Origin of the sequence: Clostridium sp. 1001283B150210_160208_E6, from assembly GCF_015669365.1 — a bacterium.
GTDB classification, from domain to species: Bacteria; Bacillota; Clostridia; order Clostridiales; family Clostridiaceae; genus Clostridium; species Clostridium paraputrificum.
Genome location: NZ_JADPAA010000006.1, coordinates 17,705 through 38,991, shown reverse-complemented (window position 1 = coordinate 38,991; position 21,287 = coordinate 17,705). Strand labels below are relative to the sequence as shown.

Genomic DNA, 21,287 nt, shown 5'->3' with positions numbered 1-21,287 from the left:
TCCTCCCTGAATTTTAATTTTCGCCATCCTTGGCTTTTTATTTATAAAATACTCTTAAGAGTTTTTTATGCTTAAGCTCTATATTTATTTATCGTTTCTTTAAATATATATCTTTATACTTTTGTATTAAAAAAGTTCATTTTTCCTACAGCACTACCATAGCTTTTATTTGCTTGCTTCTGCTTTTTTAAGGTTATAATTTCTTCTTTTACCTTTTGCTTTTCATTATTTAAAACCTTATATGCTTCTTTCTCAATATCTAATATATTTAATTCCTCGCATATTTTTTTAAATTCATTTTTATCAAAATCACAAGATTTAATCTCATTTAATAACTTTTCCCTATCCTCTATAAACTCTTCACCCATCTCACCACTTTTTACAGCTTGTATAAGCATTTCTGTAACGTTTTTATATTCCTCTAATATTACTCTCAAACTCATAAATTAACCCATCCCTAACTGTGATAATAAATAGGATTGTTGAGAATTCAATTGATTCATCATAGTTTCTAAAGTAGCATACTTAGAGTATAAGGCTTGCTCTTTTTTACTAAATGCCTTTTCCATATCTTCCATTTTTCTTTCATATTTTTCAATACTCTTAGTAAGTTCATTATTTGTTACAGTAGTTGTTCCTTCGTAACCAGCCTTTTTTAGCAATCTAGACGATACCGTCATAGTTTCATCATACAATATACTCTTTAATCTTTGAGCTATTCCACTCTTACTATTTTTCTCTGATGATGTTAAATTTTTAGAATCAGTTGGAGTTGCAGTAAACAATCTCATCACTTTATTGGGATCTTCTTCTAATGCTGCAGTTAATTTATTTTCATCTATTGTAAATGTTCCATTTTTAACTCCACCATAGTCTGATACAGGCTTAACCCCAATATCCTCCAAATTAATATCTATTCCATCTACCATTGTAGTCATAGCACTTTTTAAAGAATTTATTATTCTACTTAAATCAGAGTCTCTACTTAATTGTCCTTTTTCAACTCTTTCATTCCAAAGCTTTATTTCACTTTCTGACATTTCTTTCTTTTGTTCATCTGTCAATGGACTATAGCTTCTATCCCTCTTTTCCATTGTAAGAGTATTTAACTTTTCCATAAGTTTGTTGTAGTCATTAAAGAAATTAACTACCATTTCCTTTGTCTTAGTTGAATCCTTTTTACTAATTATCTTTACTCCATCCGCTGGTATTTCTCCATCAAACTTAAAAGTAACCCCATCTAATGTTACAGTGTTGCTATCCCCTTTGTGAGTATAAACTCCACCTTTGCTATCCTTTATAATTATATTAGCATCTTTCCCTTGAATCACAGGTGTAAAACCTTCAGCAGGTTCTTCTATAACACTTATATCTAAACTTTTACTTTCTCCGCTTGTTTTAGATACTAAAGACAACTTTCCATCCTTAATTTCAGCAGAAACATTTAAGTTCTTTTCCTCTAAAGATTTATTAAGAGCATCTACATCAAGAATACTATCCTTTAAAGAAAATTTTACCTTTTTCCCATTAATAAATAGAACTTTACCTTCTATTTCCGATAAGTTCAATGAAGTTATCGATTTAGTTGCATTATTACCATTTTCAAAAGTTCCATTTACAATAGAATTATCATCTAACGTGATTTCCAAAGTTGGTAAATCAGCAAGTTCACCGCTTTTAGTACTTGCCAAAGTAACCTTATCACCTTCATCTACCTTAGCTCTAAAATCTATTTTTTCATCTTCAAGCTTCTTATTCAACTCACTAATTAGTTCATTCTTAGCATATTCCTTTGAAGGATCTAGGTTTAAACTAATAACTTTATCACCAATCTTTATTTCTTTTGAATTTCTTATATTTTCAATAGTTATTCCAGTAAACTTAGCTTCCGTTGCATTACTTCCATTAACTTCTTCTATATTTACTGCTTGTATACTTCCACCTAGTGTAAAAGTTCCTTTCTCTCCTAATACTGTAGATTCAAAAACTAAACCTTTTTTATTTTCTCCATCTACACTTCCTGCAAAATCAGTATAAGATACAGAAACCTTTACCCCTGATTTTTCTAATTCCTTATTTAGATTAGAAACTCTTTCCCTATCTGTGCTCCCACTTAGAGTAAACTCTTTACCATCTACTACTATTTTATCTCCTTCACCTATTCCTTCAGTTAAAGTAGCTTTTGTAGCAGTAGCTGAACTTCCCGTTATTGTAAAATTTTTATTTATAGCTTCACTATTAGATGAAACTGACACAACATTACTATCAGAAGATTCAAATTTAATTGTGCTCCAATTTTTACTTAATACTATGCTATCACTTTTTGACACATCAAAATATTTATTATAAAATTCTCTACTATCCTTTAATACATCTCTATATAGCTTTTGCTTTATTTCTACTATTTCTTTTTGCTGTTGCTGTTGCTGAATTTTAACCCTATATGGTCTCATACTTTCCTTTATAACTTCATCCATATCTAAACCAGTAGCTAACCCAGTTATCCTCATTTTATCACCTCATTCTCTTATTGACCTGAAGCCTTTGTTTTTTCATAAACTTCATACCACATATTTCTTATATCTTCTATAAAAGGTATAACTTCTTCTAACTCTTTTATATCTTTTTTTAAATTAGCCTGTCCCACTTTGTAATTTATAAACTCATAAACTTTAAATATTTGTTTTGCCCATTCCCCAGCTCCTGTATCAAGACTTGCCATAAGTTCCACAAATATGTCTTGAGTTCTTGTAAGACTTTCATGAGCTTTAGTTATATTTTTCTCTTCAATAGCTGCCCTTCCTATTTTTGCATACTTAACAGCGCCATCTACTAGCATTAAAAGTAGCTGCTCCTTTGATGCATAATTAACACTATTATTTTTATAAGCATTATACCCGCTATTGTACATATTGCCCTCCTATTTAACACTATCAATTACATTACCAATATGCACTTTTTCAATATAATTTTCATCTCTTTCTGCATCTATGGTAATTTTTTTTGTATTCTCCAATGTTCCTTCTACTGTTATATATTTTTGAGATTTATTTGTGTCATTTTTATCTTCAGTATCTAACTCTACAAAAGGTTTCTTAACTTTATCATCTATCTCAGGTCGAGTTTTGCGATTTACTTCTTGCTCTTTTACCTCTTTAGCAAGTTTCCTTCTAATATCAGTATCAATTTTATTCAACCTAAATTCCATAATTTAAGCCTTCTTATCAAAAACTACACCTGATATTTCACAAAGCTTAGCTATCATGTCAAGAATCTTCTTTGGAGGTACTTCAACTAATACTTCTTTGGTATCCCTATCTACAATTTTTATCATTATATCCCCAAACTTTTCATGAACATTATATTCTGCATAAGCATTATCATCCTTTAAGAAACCATTAAGCTTTTTTATTGCCTTATTTAAGTTTTCCTTAGTATATCTGTCCTCTTTTTCAGAGTTTGTGTTTAATTCTTTTTCTACATTATTAACTTCCATGTTTGGTTTAATAGCATTAAGGTTAGTTTGTCCTCCTTGACCTATAACCTTCATATCCATTTTACTTCACCCCTATTTTTTTAAACTCTTAAGTAAATCTAGATTAACTTTTGCTGCCTCTATATTTTCACTTTCTACTTCCTTGTATAATTCTTTTCTTAAGATAGCCATTTCTCTTGGAGCTTGTATAGCAATTTTTACGCTTCCATCTTCAATCTTAGAAACTGAAATTTCTATATCATCCCCAATTAAAATTGACTCACCTTGTTTTCTTGTAACTACTAACATAAAATCACCCCTTAAATATAGGATGCTTTATTTTGTATTTTTCATTCTCTGTAATTAGCTGCTCTGCTAACCCAGTATGTACATTAATTAAAATTGGCGCCCTTAAGTTTGCTGTAATTTTCTTTGGATCTGAATTTAAAGTAACTGTTGAATATACTAATACATCTTCTGGTGATGTTATGCTTAAGTTCTTTATAATTTCATCCGTTATTTTTATTTCATATTCTTTTTCTACTTGAAATGGAGATATAATCACTAACCCAAGTTCTTTCTTTTCATTACATTGAAGCAACTTGAATTCTTCTTCACCCTCTATTTCTTGTATCTCATAATCTTTATATTCATCTAATCCTGGTAACCCCTTTTTAAAAGTAACTTTCATTATTTCACCTCATATTTATAGATAATCCAATAGTGATGGTGGTAAAACTTTTGCGCTAACCTGTAATGAAGCAGTATAGACAGTTTGTGCCATACTAAACTCTATTGTTTTTTGTGTGAAATCTATATCTTCTGTTTGAGATAAAATATCTGTCATATTAAAGTTTTCATCTTCATTCTTTTGTTGAGCTGATTCCATTCTATTCTGTTTAGCACCAACCTCTGACCTTGTTTTTAACAGGTTAGTTATAACATCATCTATTGCTGATAAATTTTCATTTATAAGTTTATTTGAATCTAACTCATCACTTGATTTTAAATTGCCAACTATATCTCCAAGTAAATTTAATACATTAACTCTCTCTCCTTTTTCGTTATTGAAAGAAAGTAACTCTTTAGCAGTAACGTTATATTCAATAGTAACTCCTTGAGAAACTTCAACATTCAGCTTACTTCCAAGCATATCTAATTGACTTTTCATATATACATCATCACTGTTTAAATCTAACTTATTGCCCTCTTTGTCAATAAATATTATGTCTTTATTTCCTGTTATAGCATCTGTCACTATATCTACAGGCTTTGAAGAAGCTTTTGTTCCTCCAAATATATATTTACCATCAAAGTTTGTATTCATAATTTGAGCTAGTTCTTCTACTCTTTCATTCATTTCATCTGCTATAGCATTTCTTTCATCAGAACCATATGCTGCATTTCCTGATGATACTAATAACTCTCTAATTCTTTGCATTGTATTAGTTGCTTGATATAATGCTTGATCTGTAGAGTCTAACCAATTTATTGTATCCTTTATATTTTCATTGTATTGCTTATTTGTACTTATATCTGTATTAAGTTGCATACTTCTTGCTGTTTTATATGGATTATCTGACGGCCTACTTATTTCTTTACCAGTGCTAAGTTGACGGTTTAATGTTTGCATATTAGTTAAGTTTTTATTCATACTCCTTAAATAATTGTTTGCAAGCATTCTATTAGTAACTCTCATATCTTCACTTCCTCATTAACTTAATATTTATTAATTAATCTTATCTTTTAAGTCCATTTATTACTACATCCAGTAGTTCATCTATTGTTGAAATGATTTTTGCATTTGCATTATAAGCATGTTGATATTGAATTAAGTTGGCCATTTCCTCATCAATGGAAACTCCAGACACCTGCGCTCTACTATTTTCTAATTCATAGAACAAGTCTTCTTTAGTTGATACCTGTCTAGAAGCTTCCTGAGCCTGTACACCTAGCTTATCTATAATATCCTTAAAGTAAGAATCTAGCTTCATCCCACTAGTATCACTTTGAATAGTCATTCCATAATTAGATAACTTCAAATCAGCTCTAGATGTTATTGTTGAACCAAAGTCTTGAATTCTAAGTAGACTATCCCTTAATTGTGCTATTGCAAGGGCTCTTGCCCCATCGCCTTCCCCATCTACATCATTACTTGATGTATAAGCATAATCATTATCATGAGTTTTTGTTTTTAACTTCATAACATCATATAAAAGCTCTTTATTAATTGTTATATTCTTAGCAGAAATTTCACTTTCTTGAGTTAAAGTATTATCAAGATTTATCAATATATTATTACTGTTATATTGAGCTACACTCTTATTTACAAAGAAAGGCATATAATCTCTATCTGGATTTCCTCCTGTATATAATGGGTCAGAAATTCCACTATGTATAGCATTTACTGAAAATGCTATTGCCTTAGCAAGCTTATCTAGTTCATCCATATATACTTGAACATCATCTTGAACAGTAATATTTCCAGCCACCTCACCATCTGATGGTCTAAATAGCTGTAATTCTGATGCATTGATAATATCATTATTTTTTATTGGGTATCCATCACCCTTTACCGCTTGTCCTTCTTGATTGGACCATATTATCCTGCTAGAATTTAATTCTTTTACTTGTGCATCATTTAATCCTGACACCCTAATTGTCTGCGTGCTATCTGGATTGTTCATATCACCTAACTTATGATATGTTATAACATGAATATTGGGATATGTAGGATCCTTTTCAACCTTTGATGTATATGATAATCTTAGTGAATCAGTATTAGGTGAAGCTGATACTAAATTAGCTACTTTCATTCCATTAGTATCAGTTGGTCTTATATCGATTCCTTCAAATTCTTTTCTATCTACTGTAATATTAAACTTATAGCTTAATTCATCTAAAAGAGTATCTCTTTGATCCATTAAATCATTAGGCATTTGCCCTGAACTTTTCACACTCATTATTTGCTTATTTAAACCATCTATTTGACTTAATAAACTGTTTATATCAGTCACATTTGATTTCAACGCAAGCTGAGCATTTTGTTGTAATTCTTCTAGCTTTGTATAAGTATGATTTAAAGCATCTGTTAAAGCTAAAGTTTGTTGAACAGTAACAGTTCTCGCATTGGAACTATTAGGCTGCTTAGATAATTCTTGAAATGAATCAAAGAATTTCCCCATCAAAGTTGATATTCCTGTATCTGATGGTTCATTAAAAATATTTTCTACCTCATATAAAAAATTACTTCTTATATCACTTGAACCTAAGCTACTATTTGCTCCTCTTAACTGATAATCAAGAAAACCATCTCTAACTCTCTCTATAGCTTGAACTTGTGAACCTGTTCCTACTTGTCCGTACCCAGCTGTTCCCGTCATAGGTCTTGAAGTAACTATTTTAGCTCTTTGTCTTGAGTATCCAACTGTATTTGAATTTGAAATATTATGAGAAGTTACATCAATTGTAGCCTGCGATGTATTAATTCCTCTTTTAGCTATATTAAAAGTTCCAAACAATCCTGTCATGTAACTTCCTCCTATCTTGAAAGATTTCCATATGAATTATATGTCTTCATTTCTCTTCTTGGATTTATTATATTTAATACTTGATTATTAAAACTCATTTGTTGTCTTATCAACAATTCATTAGTTTCTTTTTGTTGCTTTACAGCTAATATTATCCTATTAATTTCTCTATATGAGTTATCAAGCTCCTCATCATTAGAAGTATTCACAATTTCTCTCATACTTCTTTGCCCAACTAGTTTTCTTCTCTCAACCTCTGCTTGAGCAACTTCTTTATTTACCAACTTTATTTTATCAACTAAAGCTTCTAGCTCAAAAACTTCTTTTTTCATCACATGTTTATATTGTTTTTCTAGTAGTGATAAAAGCTTCTTTAAAGCTTCTCCTTCATTTTTTATAACTATAGTTAACTCATTACTCATTTAAACCGTTCTCCTTAATTGTATCTAGAATACTTCTAGCAGTTAACTTAGCATCAACATTATAAGTTCCATTATTAATTTGATTTTTTAGTTCCTCAATTTTCTTAGAATTATCCACATTTACTCCTTCTAATGTATAGTTAGTCAGGCTCTTTCCTAACTTAGATATTTCTATTCTGTCAGAAACATTATTTACTTCCTTTGTTTGAGATACTCTATTTTTATTTTTTGAATAAAAATTAATAACATTATTAGAATTTATCCCATTTATATTCATAATACTTACCTCCCAAGTAGCTCCTATATATTTATTATCGAATATACTAAGATATAATTTATAGTTTTATGTCAATTTTAATATTTTATTTTACAATTACTGGAACACAATAAAAGCTACATTGATTTTAATCAACATAGCTTTTATTGTATCATTATTTCTTTAATGAATTTATTCTTTCAGTATTACTTACTATACTTGTTATTCTAACACCAAAGTTTTCATCTACCACAACTACTTCTCCTAAAGCAATTGTTTTTCCGTTTACAAGTACCTCTACAGGTTCTTCTGCTAATTTATCCAATTCTATTAAGGAACCTGTAGAAAAGTTTAATATGTCTTTTATACTCTTTTTTGTTCTACCAAGAACCACAGAAATATCTAATGGAACATCTAGAATTAAATCAATATTTTTATTAGACGCTACAGAACTTTTACTTTCTACTAAAGGCTCAAAACTAGCTTTATGTACTTCCACCTGTGGTTGTGGAGTTTCAATTATTGTTTTTTCTGATACAGGCTGATTTACTTCATAAACATCTTCATATGAATTATTGTAACTTTCAACTGAAAGCTCATTATTTACAGGATTATCATTTTGTTTAGAAGCATCGCTATTTTCATCTTCTTTACCTATCATTATAGATACAATTTTCTTTGCTGTCTCAACAGGAAGTATTTGCATTATATTGCTATCAACTAAATTTCCTATTGTCATTCTAAAACTAACTCTTACAATTGCTTGTTCCTCTGGTATTTTACTAGAAAGAGGATCTTCACTATTATTCCATATCTTGGATATAGGTGGTGATATGTTTACTTCTCTTGAAAACATAGTAGCCATTGATGTAGCTGCAGAACCTATCATTTGATTCATAGCTTCTTGCACAGCACTAATTTCTATTTCTGATAGTTCATGATTGTCAACAATTCCATCGCCACCCATCATTAAATTAGCTATAACGGCAGCATCTTCAGTCTTAATAATAAGTATATTTCTTCCTATTATTCCACTTGTATATTCTACATCTAATACAACAGTTGGTGTTTCAAAGGTTTCTTTGATTTCCTTTAATGTTGTAATTGAAACAACTGGTGTTGTTATATTTACTTTTTGATTTATTATTTGATAAAGTGCCGTTGATGCAGACCCCATAGAAATGTTTCCTATTTCCCCTAAAAGATCCTTCTCTATATCACTTAACAAATTAACAGAGTTATCATTAACCCCTGCATTACTTGAAGAGTCATCACTTCCATTTAATAGTGAATCTATCTCTTCTTGAGATAAAAAACCGTTACTCATACTCATTCACATCCTTATCTATTATATCCAATACTGCAACCCCTAAGTTCTTACCAGTAATTCCTGGTCTTGCATAATAACACTCTTGATCTTCTACATATATCTTTATAGGATTAGTACATTTATTATCTAATCTTATTATATCTCCCCTAGATAAATTTAAGAAATCATCAATTGTTAAATGAGTACACCCTAATTCTGCTGACATTTCTATCTCTACCGGATTAAGTCCCTCTTCAATCTTTTCTCTTACTTCATCGCCTAATGCATCTTTTTCATTTTGGAACCAATATTGAACAACTAACTTATCCAATACCTTTTCAATACTTAGATATGGAATACATATATTAATAAATGTATTGCTCTTACCCATTTCTACTGAAAAAGTAACTAAAGCAACTGGTTCGTTTGGTGCTAATGTTTGATTTATAGCTGGATTTGTTTCTAAAGATTCAACTTCTGGTTCAACATTTAATATGTCTTCCCATGCAAGCTTCAAATTAGAAATCATTCCTGAAGTAATTTGCATCATTATGTTTTTATCTATATCCGAAAATTCCTTACTAACCGTATTTCTTTCTCCCGTTCCCCCTAATAGTACATCTATTATTTGAAATGAGAATTGTGGATTCGTTTCAAATAATATAGTTCCTGTTAGAGGTGGCATTCTGAACATAGTCATTATTGTTGGATTTGGTATTGAATGTATAAATTCCTCATAGGTTATCTGCTCTACAGTTTCTATTTTCACTTTAACGTTTTTCCTTAATTGTGCTGTTAAGAAATTAGATATTATTCTTGCATAATTATCATGAATTAACTCTAAAGTTCTAATATGATCTTTTGAGAATTTTTGTGGACTCCTAAAATCATATACTTTCACCTTATGTTTTTCTTCTTCTTTTTGAAGTTCGTCCGGTTCTAACGATCCTGTAGATAAGGCAGACAACAAGGCATCTATTTCGCTCTGTGATAAAACATCTGCCATACTTGTCCCTCTTTTCTATATATTTAATAGTTTGTCTATATCAATTATCGTAAGCAGTTTTTCATCATGTTTATAAATGCCTTTTATATATTGATATTCTACTTCTGTTTCTACCCTCTGAATAGAAGTTTCTTCTATATCTAAAACCTCTTCTACCTCATCTACGCAAATTCCTATTTCCTCTTCTCCAACATTAAGAATTATTATATTTTCTTGATTATCAGATGTATCTACATTTAGAAGTAGATTAATATCAACTAATGATTTTATGCTACCTCTCAAGTTAATTAACCCTTTAATATAATTAGGCGCTTTAGGTACTAGAGTTATACTCATCATATCATTTATTCCTTGAACCTTTTCTGTTTCAACAGCAAAATGTTCATCGCCCAACTTAAATACTACTATTTGCATTTGTACCCCTCCTATAATTAGGATAATTAGCCTATTACTTTTTTAATTGCTTCAAGTACTCTATCTGCTTGGAAAGGCTTAACTATAAAATCTTTTGCTCCTGATTTGATAGCATCCATTACCATTGATTGTTGTCCCATAGCTGAACACATTATAATCTTTGCATTAGGATCAAATGTTCTTATTTGCTTAACCGCTTCAATACCATCCATATCTGGCATTGTTATATCCATAGTAACAACGTCTGGCTTCTCCTTTTTATATAAGTCTACTGCCACTAATCCATTGCTAGCTTCCCCAACAACATCATATCCATTTTTCTCTAAAATGTCCTTTATCATCATTCTCATAAAAGCTGCATCATCAACTATTAATACTTTATTTGCCATATCTTTTACCTCCAAATTAATATACTCCAATTGATTTTAATATCTTTTCAAACGAACCAGGAACAGGTATGTAATAAAAATGTGCTCCTATATTACTATTTAATTCATCTAAAAATACTGTTTCTATATCTAATATATTTTCGTCATACTGACCAGACTCTACGAAAGTTGTTGCTAAAATTGCACCCAACATATCATAAGCTACAGCTGGTACTGATGGTATAACACATAATCCAGTGAATTGCGTTATTGCATTCATATATGATCCAGAAAGAATGTTTCCTATTTCACATAGAGCTGAATCACCTAATTCTGATATCTCATTTTCTCTAACTCCAGTTAACATTTCTACAATATCGTGAGCTACATTGTCTTTAAAAATAATTAATATATTTCCTTGGATATCTCCAAGTACTCTAACTACAATTCCACAGACCAAAGATTCTGCTTCATCATTGTACATTTCACTCAACTTTATCATATTAACTGAAGGTACAGTCATTTCGATCTTTTTTCCAAGCATCATTGATAATGCAGTTGCTGCATTTCCTGCTCCTATATTAGAAACTTCTTTTAATGCATCAAGCTGTATATTGCTTAAATTCCCATGATCCATTACATACCTCCTAATATATTTTTTATATTAAGGCTCCTACATCAAGAATTAATGTAACTAATCCATTACCTAATATAGTTGCACCTATATACTCTTTTAAAGAACTTAATGTTTTACCTAATGGCTTAATTACTATTTCTTGTTGTCCCATTAATGAATCAACAAGAAGTCCAATAGTCTTTTCACCAACCTTAACAATAATTACAAACTTCTTCTCTGTATCTACAGATTCTATATTTAATCTTTCATTTAGTCTAACCAATGGTATTACATCATCTCTATATATTATTACTTCTTTACCATTGCTCTTTTTAATATTATCTTTCTTATAATCAATAACCCTATCTATAAATCCTAGAGAAATTGCTAAAGTTTCATTACCAACATTAACTAGTAACGCTTGTATTATTTGTAATGTAAGTGGTAGCCTAATTACAAATGTTGATCCTTTACCCTCTTCACTAATTAAATCTACAGTACCTCCAAGAGCTGAAACTTTTGCCCTAACAACATCCATTCCTACTCCTCTACCTGATATATCTGTAACAACTTCATTAGTGCTGAATCCTTGTGCAAAGATTAAATTTTTGATATCATCATCACTTAATCCTTCTGTGTTAATACCAACTCTTTCAGCTTTTGCTTTTACTTTTTCAACATTTATTCCTGCACCATCATCTATTACTTTTATTAAAGCTTTTGTTCCTTCTTGATACGCAACAAGCTTAATTGTACCTACTGCAGGTTTTCCTTTAGCTATTCTTTCTTCTTTAGTTTCAATTCCATGATCTGCTGCATTTCTTAATAAGTGTATTAATGGCTCACCAATTTCATCTATAACAGTTCTATCTAGTTCTGTTTCAGCACCTTCAATAACAAAATTAATTTCCTTATTTAATTCCACTGATATATCCCTAATCATTCTTGGGAATCTATTAAATACAGTGTCTAAAGGAAGCATTCTAATTTTCATAACTAAATCTTGAAGGTCTGTAGTTGTTCTTCCAACTTGCTCCAAAGTTTCTGTTAAATCAGATGATTTATGGTCTACTACTATTTGCTCAAGTCTTGTCCTATATATAACTAGTTCAGAAACCATATTCATAAGTTTATCTATTCTTTCTAGATCAACTCTTACTGATTGATGTGATTTCTTGTTTCCTTCTTTTTTCACACTTTTTTTCTTTTCTTCAGAAGTCTCTTTGGACTCCAGTTTAACCTCTTTTGGCTTAACTGCACTCTCTTCTATCTTTTGGAACTCTATTAATTTAGTCTTAACCATTCTAACTTCAGAAATATTTTCAACTAACTTCTTAACTTCATCTTCTGAGCTTGTAGTAATTAAAACAAAGTCTAATTGAAGTTCAAAATCCTCATTTTCTATATCTTCTGTAGATGGTTTAGATTTAATTATTTCACCAATTTCCTCTAAATCCTTTACAATTAAAAAGGCTCTAGCAGATTTTAATAGAGTATTTTCACTTAATGTTATACTTAACTCTATAGCATTAAAATCTTTTTCTTGGGCTTGTTTTATTATTGACATATCATAGTCATTTAGCTCCATACTACAATTATCTTTTTCTAATGTAACTAAAGTTTCTATCTCTTTATTTGCCGCTACATCTTTTACCTGCGAAATATTATGTAAAGATTTTATTATTGCCTCTATATCTATACTAGAATCTGCGCCCTCTTCAATATTACTTACCATTCTTTCTAATGTATCTAAACAATCGAATAATACTGTAACAACCTCTTGAGTAACATTTAACTGACCTTCTCTGAATTTTGATAAAACATCTTCCATCTTATGAGTCAATTCAGCTATATCAGTAAACCCCATTGTTGCAGCCATTCCCTTAATTGTATGGGCTACTCTAAATATTTCATTGACCTTATCAACATCATTTGGATTCTTTTCTAATTCTAATAACGATTCATTTAATATTTGAAGATTATCCATGGATTCTTCTAAGAACATATTCATATATTGTGATGTATCCATTCATATACCCCCTCTATAGCTTTTTATAAATAAATGTAGAAACCCGTTCTAAACCGACTTTATTATAGTCATATATACTCTCTGTGCCTCCTACAAATAAGAAACCACCCTTATTTAAGGCGTCAGATAACTTACTATACACTTCCATCTTAGCATCACTTTTAAAGTAAATAACTACATTTCTACATACAATTAAATCAAACCCACCCTCATACTTCTCTGTTATTAAATCATGCTTTCTGAAAGTAACCATTGATTTTATTTTCTTACATACACAATAATTATCGTCTATTTTTTCAAAATATTTATCTAAATCTTCTTTTTTTACATTTTTAATTTCATCAAATGTATAAATTCCTTTTTCTGCCTTAGCTAATGCATTCCTATCTATATCTGTAGCAATTATTTTTACATTATTCTTAACAGATAACTTGTCCAACATTATTGCTAAACTATAGGGTTCACAACCAATGGAACAAGCAGCGCTCCATATCTTCAAACCTCCATTTTTATGTAGTAATGACTTTTTTATTATCTGCTCTAATTCCTTAAAAAGTTCAGGATTTCTAAAGAACTCAGTTACATTTATCGTTATAAAATCAAAAAACCTCTCTCTTTGCTCTTTATCACTAATTATTACTTTTTTATACTCATCTAAGCTTGAAATATCTAATCTTCCCATAAGACTAGATATTCTTCTATTTAACTGCTCTGACTTATAAGCAGATAAATTCATCCCATACTCTCTATAAACCCACTTATGAAAATCATCGAATTCCATAATACTTTTTATCTCCCTCTCTAACTTCATCTTTAGTTTTAATCAACTAAAGCCTTCATAAAATTTATGTATTTTATATAGTTAATACTCCTTTTCCTATAATTCTAATTGTAACCTCTCCATTATTGGAATCAATTATCATAGTTCTCCCTTTGTTACCTCCAGTTTCCTCAGCTAATATAGGGATTTTATATGATTTTAATGACTGTTTTACTGCTTCTGTATTCCTTTTACCAATATCGCTAATCATAGTTTTATCACTAAAATTAAACATAGATGCTCCACCTGCAATTTTAGCAACTATATTTCTTCTTTTGCATCCTTTTGACACCATTTTTTCTATCAATATTGGTATGGCTAAATCCGCAAATTTTAAAGGTTGCGTAACCTTCCTAAATTGGGTACTATCTGGCAACATTATATGTGCTAATCCTGTAACCTTGGATTCTGAATCATAAAGTCCAATTCCCACACAAGACCCTAACCCTATAGTTATAATTTTCTGAGGAGGAAGCACTACATTCAAATCTGATATTCCAACTTTAACTTCAGTATATTCCATAAATCCCCCTAAAATATTTGATCACTCTCTTCTTTTGATAAAAGCCTTTCCATATCTAAAAGAATTATTATTTTGCCACCAATCTTAACTAGCCCTTTTATATAATTATTTTTTTCCGATAAAGTTATGGATGGCACCATTTCCACCATTTCATCACTAACACTGGAAACCTCATATACATTATTTACAATAACACCAAATTTTCTATTCTCTCTTTTTACCACAATAATCTTAAAGTCTTTACAATCCTTATTGCAACAATCCAAATTAAACTTTTTACATAAATTTAGAACAGGTATAACATGTCCCTCATAATTTATTACCCCTTCAACAAAGTTTGGTGCATCCGGAATATGTACGGTTTCAGTATATTCTAATATTCTTTCTATTTCACTAATATTAGTAGAATAACGATCTTCTCCCAACCTAAATATTAGTATTTTATTTTCTATCTTATCCATACATACCTCCTAAAATACAAACTTTTCTACAACTATTTCACCATCTTTATCTAGATAGGCTTTTATGTTTTTTGAATGAGCTTCTAATATATATTGTCTTTCTTCAAAACAGAAAACTGTATTTTGATAAGCTACCTCTGCTTCTATTTTTCCATTTTTAGAAACATGTAAGATCGTACTAACACCCGCACTACTTCCTACCGTACTAACTTTAATATAATTGTTAGCCTTTAAAGAGCCTCCCCTAACAACAGCTCCTTTTGATAATACTTCTATACCATCTTTAGCTGTTATTTCTGATGTATACATACCTTTACCCTTAATTATTACTTTACCACTTGACTCTATTTTTCCATCCTGACAATATCCAACGTATATATTTACCGGTATTATTGTTTCCAACTCATTAACTTCAATTTCTTTTTCTATAAGTCTAATAAAATCGTATAACTCATTGGCAAACTTAATTTTTAAAGGCCCGAATCCAATAAGTTTTTCCTTAATAAAGTCATATATATATTGAGAACTATTTCCAAGACTACTTGATATACTCATTATTAAAATAGAAACCCTAATAACAGAATTAAATTTAGTTTCAATTAATAATTTAATAATTTCTCCATCTTCTTTTTCAGCACCTAGAACGCTACTTTCCTTTATTTGTTTAACTGAAGCAATTAACAGTTTTAAGTCCTTTTTTAAGCTTCTCAAGTTATCTATATATAACTGCCTGTCTAAATCTTTAGTTCCTGCAGTTATATTGGAACTAATCACACTTCCAGATACTCTCACTTCACCTTGTGCAATAATAGTTCCCCTCTCTATATTCCCATTAATCTCTATACTATTACCTGATGTTACCTTCATGCCTTCTTTTACATTTCCATTAATCTTTATATCACCAATAAAGTCGATATTACCACTCTTTATATCAACATCTTTGGAAGTCTCAAATATTTTAAAAACATTAAAAACTCCATTCTTTATAGAAGGCCTACCTTCTGTAATAGCAAACACCTTATTATCCTGAATTTTACATCCAACACCAATCTTTAACTTTAATTGTTTCTTAACTTTTCTTTTTATAACTCCACCAAATACATCTATTCCATCTTTTCCTATTTCACCAACGATAAGCTCTGCAATAATATCTCCACTTTTTACAGTTCCTATGGAGTACATATTCTTATAATCAACATTTTCAATAGAATTTTCATCTATATTTTTCTTTACACTATCAAAATATGTTTTTATCTTATCATTTTCATCATCTTTGGCATTGACTCCCTCAGCTATTACTTCACCATTCACTTCATTCATCTCTACTACTTTTGTAATAATGCTTTCATCAATACCATAAACTATTTGCTTTAAAGACAACACTTCTAATATATCTTCTTTAGAGTATTTAGGTGGAAGCTCCCCATCCTCAAATTCCTTTTTCAGTTTAATTCTACTTACAGCCTTTTCATACTTTAAAACAGGCTTATATTCTGGAGTATATAAAATAAACATTTTGGCTTGTACTTTATCTGATGTGTCTATTTTTATTTCTCTTTTTGCTTTTACTCCTTCTAACTTGAAGGTTATAGTATCCTCAAAAGTAACTTCTACACCAGATACTGCTCTTTCATTATTAACATATAACTCTATATCTTCCTCAAAATCTAAATTAAACTTATTTTGCTTATCCTTTATAAGTATTTTGTTATCCACTATATCTATCAAATTACTATTCTTATCTTGATTCTTACTTTTCTCTATAACTTTTATTTCGCAATGTTTCCTAAATATACTTTTTTCTTCTTTTATTATCTTATATACAAGTTCATTCCTTGGGATAGATAATTGTCTTTCTGCTTCACATAAACATTCTTCTAGGTTTTTTCCCATAAAGTTACAATCCATATACACCATCTCCCATTTTCCCCTTTATTAAGTATATCATATAAGAATACTTTGTAAAATATATGAAAATTCATTTAGTTTAGTGTATTTCTACCAATTAATTCATCGAATAAGTTCATTAATTTTCTTAACAAATAATTTTCAACATCAAACTCTAACTCATTCACTCTTCTTATTGGTAAAATATTAGGTGATGTTCCCGAAATAAACAACACATCAAACTTTTCTAGGTCAGTATATCTTATATTTTCCTCTATAATGTTAATGCCATTTTCTTTTGCCACCTTAATTATCTCTGTTCTTGTAACTCCAGGTAAAACAGCTTCAACCTTAGATGTATAAACATTAGAGTCTTTTATAAGAAAAATATTTGACCTACTACCTTCTGTTATATATCCATTTCTATCAACAAGAATAGCTTCATGAACATCATTTTTCTTTATTTCTTTATTTACCGCTTCTCTAAAACTATTGTTAATAACCTTTGCATTTGGATTTTCTCTTTCTCCAAAATACAGTATTGTTTTTACCCCCTCTTTATACATTTCGTCTGTAGGATAAGAATGCTTTATAAAAAATATTTTAAATTCATTAGATTTCGTATTAAAAATTATTTTTATATTTCCTAAAGTCTTGTTATTTGATATTACTAGGTTATTTATATCATTCAACAACTCATCATATGTAATATCATTTTTGTAGTTATTTAATTTAAATGAGTTTATCATTCTGTCATAATGTTCTTTATAAAATAGGGGTTTCCCATTAATTATTCTAATAACTTCATATATTAGCTTTCCTTCCCCCTCTTCTCTCCATTCTTCTACCTCTCTTAATTTGCCATTATCAATATAGTATTCATTAATAGCTTCAATCATTTTTACTCCTCCTCTTAAATCCATTTTAATATTTCTATCTCATGCTTCTTCTTATAATTAATTAAATAAGGTTTTCCAACTAAATCTAAAAGCGGTTTATCTGATAAAGAATCTGAAAACATATATGAATCTTTAAAATCCACTTCAATATTTTCTTTTGATAACACTTCCTTTAATCTTTTTACTTTTTCTTCACCTTTACAATTGCTACCTAACATTCTTCTAATAAATTTTCCTTCTTTAAATTCAAACCTAGTTCCAATAACCTTATCTACAACATCAATGTTATAAAACTCATTTATATAAAATTCAGGGGATGCAGATATTAAATAAATATCATAGCCCTCCTTTTTTAATTTATACATCATATCTACTGCATCTTTATATAATATTTTACTTAGTCTGTTCTTATAAAATCTTTTCACTAAATCTTGTAATTTTTCTTCTTCAATATTATCAATAAACTTTAAAAAACACTCCTTAACCCTTCTCTCATCATATATACCCACGCCATACATTAAGCCACTATATAAAGCTCTTGGTAAAAACCTAATATTTTTTATATCTTCTTCTAAAGAATATTTATAAAACTCCATTAATGTTTCTTTCTTTGTAATAGTATAATCAATATCAAATATAGCTAACTTTTTCATTTTATTCCTCCATCTATCTTTGTGTTTATTATATAATATCTATTCAAAAAAATAAAAGGTGGCATAGCCACCTCTTTACTTTAATTTATTTAAGAAACTTTCAATTCTGTCTAAACCTTTTAATATTAACTCTTCTGAAGTCGCATAAGACAACCTAATATACTTGTCTAACCCAAAAGCAGATCCTGGTATAACAGCAACCTTTTCATGTTCTAAAAGTTCTCTTGAGAAATCTACTGAGTTATTAATGACATTCTCATTTATACTCTTTCCTAAATAATTTTCCAAATTAATCATTACATAGAATGCACCTTCAGGTCTAATTATGCTTAGTCCAGTAATGCTTTTAATTCTATCTATCATTAAGTTTCTTCTCTCTTCAAACTTCTTAACCATTTTTTCAATTTCATCTTTTGGCCCATTTAAAGCTTCCACTCCTGCATATTGAGCTATTGAATTAGTATTAGAAGTAACATGACTTTGAACACTAGTCATTAATTTAATCACTTCTGCATTTCCTGCTGCATATCCTAATCTCCATCCAGTCATTGCATAAGATTTAGAAAAGCCATTAATTACTATTGTTCTATTGTAAGCATCTTCTGAAAGAGAAGCTACACTAACATGTTTTTTACCATCGTATATTAACTTCTCATATATTTCATCAGATATAATTATTAAATCATGTTTTTGGGCAAACTCAGCTATCTCTTTTAGCTCGTCTATAGAATAAACAGTTCCTGTTGGATTGTTAGGACTATTTATAATAATTGCCTTGGTATTATCATTAACTACTTTATTTAAAGATTCTAAAGTATATTTATAATCATTTTCCTCTTTACCTTCAACAAAAACAGGTACCCCATCAGCAAGTTTTATTAATTCAGGATAACTTACCCAATATGGAATTGGTACTATAACCTCGTCTCCTGGATTTAATATAGCCATAAAAGCATCTGCCAAACATTGCTTTGCCCCTGTAGAAACAATTATCTGATTAGAATTATAAGACAAATTATTATCCTCTTTAAGTTTTTTACATATTGCCTCTCTTAACTCTATTATTCCAGAAGTAGGGGTATACTTTGTTTTCCCTTCTTCCATAGATTTGATAGCTGCATCCATTATATTTTTAGGTGTGTTAAAATCAGGTTCTCCTGCCCCAAAACTTACAACATCAACTCCTGCCCCCTTAAGCTCTTTAGCTTTGGCAGTAATCGCAAGGGTTATTGATGGAGTTATGTTCATAGCCTTTTTTGAATAATTCATTTTATCTCCTCCATTTATTGCTTTTGCTTATAATTAATTAATTTATCTAAAAGTAGCTCATTGATCCCCTGTGTACCTAATAAAATAGGTTTATTACAAGATCCATGAAAATCACTACCACCTGTTATCAACAATTTATATTTCTTACTTAAATTATAGAAACTATTAATCTGCTCTTTGCTATGACTTGGATGATATACCTCTATCCCATTTAAACCATAGCATTTTAACTCTCTTACTACATTCTCTATTTCTATACTTCTATATATCTTACCAGGATGAGCTAGTACTGATATGCCTCCAGCTTCATTAATAACCTGCAATGTTTCTTTATATGAAAGTTTTTCACCTTTCACATAGGTAGATTTCCCTTTTATTAAATATTTAGAAAATGCTTCTTTATAATTTTCAGCATACCCTCTGTTTACAATTGCGTTTGCAATATTCCCTCTACCTATAGATGAATCTTTATCAACTGCTATTTCATCTATATCAATATATACCTTGTTTTCTTTTAACTTCTCTAAGATTTTATATGTTCTCTCTACCCTTGATCTTCTTAATCCACTTACAACTTCATTTAATCTTCTATTATTTATATCAATAAAATACCCTAGAATATGTATCTCTAAATCATTATATTCCGTACTAAATTCAATTCCAGGTATAATATTCACACCAGTATCATTTTTATCAATAATGTACTGAGCAGAAATAGAGTCGTGATCAGTTATTGATATATATTTAATCCCTTGATTTTTAGCTAACTCTACTATTTCCTCTGGTGCTAATACTCCATCAGAGTAGGAAGAATGAATATGTAAATCTGCATATTTCATATTGTACACCTTCCTTCCTATCTATAAAAAATATAGCATTAATGAACTACCTTGTAAATCATTTATTATAATTTTCCATTTACTTTTCTATTGCTTCAATAGTTCTTATTTAATATTTTCCTAGACATAAAAAAAGAGTGGTTTCACCACTCTCTTTCTACTTTTCTACTAATTCATCATTATAATAAGTAGCAACTCTGTCGAATTCTTCTTCTTCAGGTACTACTAACTCTTCACCATCAGCTCTGAATAAGTATACTGAGTCATCTTCTGGGCTTTGAGCTAAAACATATTCCTTATCTTCAAATTCAAAAGCATCTATAATAGGACAAGATATTACGTTTCCGTTATCATCTTCTAAATCAATTACAAAGCTTTCATGCTCTTCACATCCACAACCATGTTCATCATGATCGTGTCCACATCCACATCCTTCATGGTCGTGGTCATGTCCGCATCCACATTTATTTAATTCATCACTCATTTTCAAATCCTCCTTTTAAATAAGTAG

Annotated in this window: 26 protein-coding genes; all 26 read right to left on the bottom strand. The window is 29.7% G+C overall.

From position 1 onward, the window contains the following. Positions 1 to 113: 113 nt before the first annotated feature. A complete protein-coding gene (locus I4V16_RS08220; RefSeq protein ID WP_111937795.1) occupies positions 114 to 443 on the bottom strand; it encodes a hypothetical protein in 330 nt (109 codons plus the stop codon). 3 nt (positions 444 to 446) lie between these two features. Further along, positions 447 to 2,510: a flagellar filament capping protein FliD gene (gene fliD / locus I4V16_RS08215; protein ID WP_111937794.1), complete on the bottom strand. Its 2,064-nt coding sequence runs from the start codon at positions 2,508 to 2,510 to the stop codon at positions 447 to 449. Between the two features lie 17 nt (positions 2,511 to 2,527). Continuing rightward, positions 2,528 to 2,911, bottom strand: a complete 384-nt coding sequence (fliS, locus tag I4V16_RS08210) for a flagellar export chaperone FliS (RefSeq protein ID WP_111937793.1) — start codon at positions 2,909 to 2,911, stop codon at positions 2,528 to 2,530. A gap of 9 nt (positions 2,912 to 2,920) precedes the next feature. Continuing rightward, positions 2,921 to 3,208, bottom strand: coding sequence for a hypothetical protein (locus tag I4V16_RS08205; protein WP_111937792.1), 288 nt, complete (start codon positions 3,206 to 3,208; stop codon positions 2,921 to 2,923). Positions 3,209 to 3,211: 3 nt separating this feature from the next. After that, positions 3,212 to 3,556 (bottom strand): flagellar protein FlaG, encoded by a 345-nt coding sequence (locus I4V16_RS08200; protein WP_111937791.1) that lies wholly within the window; start codon positions 3,554 to 3,556, stop codon positions 3,212 to 3,214. A gap of 12 nt (positions 3,557 to 3,568) precedes the next feature. Further along, positions 3,569 to 3,784 (bottom strand): carbon storage regulator CsrA, encoded by a 216-nt coding sequence (gene csrA / locus I4V16_RS08195; RefSeq protein WP_111937790.1) that lies wholly within the window; start codon positions 3,782 to 3,784, stop codon positions 3,569 to 3,571. A 4-nt stretch (positions 3,785 to 3,788) separates the two neighbouring features. Then, the gene (gene fliW / locus I4V16_RS08190; protein WP_111937789.1) at positions 3,789 to 4,166 is read right to left on the bottom strand and encodes a flagellar assembly protein FliW; all 378 of its coding nucleotides are present in this window, start codon (positions 4,164 to 4,166) and stop codon (positions 3,789 to 3,791) included. Positions 4,167 to 4,181: 15 nt separating this feature from the next. Then, complete coding sequence (gene flgL / locus I4V16_RS08185; protein WP_111937788.1) at positions 4,182 to 5,174, bottom strand: flagellar hook-associated protein FlgL; 993 nt, start codon at positions 5,172 to 5,174, stop codon at positions 4,182 to 4,184. Positions 5,175 to 5,214: 40 nt separating this feature from the next. Next, positions 5,215 to 7,005 carry a flagellar hook-associated protein FlgK gene (flgK, locus tag I4V16_RS08180; RefSeq protein WP_195966629.1) on the bottom strand — a complete coding sequence of 597 codons (1,791 nt, stop codon included), beginning with the start codon at positions 7,003 to 7,005 and terminating at the stop codon, positions 5,215 to 5,217. A gap of 11 nt (positions 7,006 to 7,016) precedes the next feature. Next, on the bottom strand, positions 7,017 to 7,427 hold the full coding sequence (flgN, locus tag I4V16_RS08175; RefSeq protein ID WP_111937786.1) for a flagellar export chaperone FlgN: 411 nt from the start codon (positions 7,425 to 7,427) through the stop codon (positions 7,017 to 7,019). After that, on the bottom strand, positions 7,420 to 7,704 hold the full coding sequence (flgM, locus tag I4V16_RS08170; RefSeq protein WP_049178559.1) for a flagellar biosynthesis anti-sigma factor FlgM: 285 nt from the start codon (positions 7,702 to 7,704) through the stop codon (positions 7,420 to 7,422). Before flgM ends, flgN begins: the two co-directional genes overlap by 8 nt. 154 nt (positions 7,705 to 7,858) lie before the next feature. Next, entirely contained in the window at positions 7,859 to 9,010 is a 1,152-nt protein-coding gene (gene fliY / locus I4V16_RS08165; RefSeq protein ID WP_049178560.1) for a flagellar motor switch phosphatase FliY, read from the bottom strand. Beyond that, positions 9,003 to 9,998 (bottom strand): flagellar motor switch protein FliM, encoded by a 996-nt coding sequence (fliM, locus tag I4V16_RS08160; RefSeq protein ID WP_111937785.1) that lies wholly within the window; start codon positions 9,996 to 9,998, stop codon positions 9,003 to 9,005. The genes fliY and fliM overlap by 8 nt, the downstream gene beginning before the upstream one ends. A gap of 15 nt (positions 9,999 to 10,013) precedes the next feature. Continuing rightward, positions 10,014 to 10,412 carry a chemotaxis protein CheW gene (locus I4V16_RS08155; protein WP_049178562.1) on the bottom strand — a complete coding sequence of 133 codons (399 nt, stop codon included), beginning with the start codon at positions 10,410 to 10,412 and terminating at the stop codon, positions 10,014 to 10,016. Positions 10,413 to 10,438: 26 nt separating this feature from the next. Beyond that, on the bottom strand, positions 10,439 to 10,801 hold the full coding sequence (locus I4V16_RS08150) for a response regulator (RefSeq protein ID WP_049178563.1): 363 nt from the start codon (positions 10,799 to 10,801) through the stop codon (positions 10,439 to 10,441). Positions 10,802 to 10,817: 16 nt separating this feature from the next. Then, complete coding sequence (locus I4V16_RS08145; RefSeq protein ID WP_111937784.1) at positions 10,818 to 11,417, bottom strand: chemotaxis protein CheC; 600 nt, start codon at positions 11,415 to 11,417, stop codon at positions 10,818 to 10,820. 22 nt (positions 11,418 to 11,439) lie between these two features. Continuing rightward, positions 11,440 to 13,425, bottom strand: coding sequence for a chemotaxis protein CheA (locus tag I4V16_RS08140; protein ID WP_111937783.1), 1,986 nt, complete (start codon positions 13,423 to 13,425; stop codon positions 11,440 to 11,442). A gap of 13 nt (positions 13,426 to 13,438) precedes the next feature. Further along, the gene (locus I4V16_RS08135) at positions 13,439 to 14,206 is read right to left on the bottom strand and encodes a protein-glutamate O-methyltransferase CheR (protein ID WP_049178566.1); all 768 of its coding nucleotides are present in this window, start codon (positions 14,204 to 14,206) and stop codon (positions 13,439 to 13,441) included. Between the two features lie 73 nt (positions 14,207 to 14,279). Continuing rightward, positions 14,280 to 14,768, bottom strand: coding sequence for a chemotaxis protein CheD (locus I4V16_RS08130; RefSeq protein ID WP_111937782.1), 489 nt, complete (start codon positions 14,766 to 14,768; stop codon positions 14,280 to 14,282). An 8-nt stretch (positions 14,769 to 14,776) separates the two neighbouring features. Then, positions 14,777 to 15,229, bottom strand: coding sequence for a chemotaxis protein CheW (locus I4V16_RS08125; protein WP_111937781.1), 453 nt, complete (start codon positions 15,227 to 15,229; stop codon positions 14,777 to 14,779). Positions 15,230 to 15,238: 9 nt separating this feature from the next. After that, positions 15,239 to 17,137, bottom strand: a complete 1,899-nt coding sequence (locus I4V16_RS08120; protein WP_195963173.1) for a flagellar assembly protein A — start codon at positions 17,135 to 17,137, stop codon at positions 15,239 to 15,241. Positions 17,138 to 17,211: 74 nt separating this feature from the next. Further along, on the bottom strand, positions 17,212 to 18,012 hold the full coding sequence (locus tag I4V16_RS08115) for an aminotransferase class IV (RefSeq protein WP_049178604.1): 801 nt from the start codon (positions 18,010 to 18,012) through the stop codon (positions 17,212 to 17,214). Between the two features lie 17 nt (positions 18,013 to 18,029). Next, on the bottom strand, positions 18,030 to 18,668 hold the full coding sequence (locus I4V16_RS08110) for an HAD-IB family hydrolase (RefSeq protein WP_111937778.1): 639 nt from the start codon (positions 18,666 to 18,668) through the stop codon (positions 18,030 to 18,032). A gap of 75 nt (positions 18,669 to 18,743) precedes the next feature. Next, positions 18,744 to 19,937, bottom strand: a complete 1,194-nt coding sequence (locus tag I4V16_RS08105) for a pyridoxal phosphate-dependent aminotransferase (protein ID WP_111937777.1) — start codon at positions 19,935 to 19,937, stop codon at positions 18,744 to 18,746. A 14-nt stretch (positions 19,938 to 19,951) separates the two neighbouring features. Continuing rightward, entirely contained in the window at positions 19,952 to 20,776 is an 825-nt protein-coding gene (locus I4V16_RS08100; RefSeq protein ID WP_195966628.1) for a PHP domain-containing protein, read from the bottom strand. Between the two features lie 157 nt (positions 20,777 to 20,933). Next, complete coding sequence (locus I4V16_RS08095) at positions 20,934 to 21,260, bottom strand: DUF1292 domain-containing protein (RefSeq protein ID WP_049178573.1); 327 nt, start codon at positions 21,258 to 21,260, stop codon at positions 20,934 to 20,936. Positions 21,261 to 21,287: the final 27 nt, after the last annotated feature.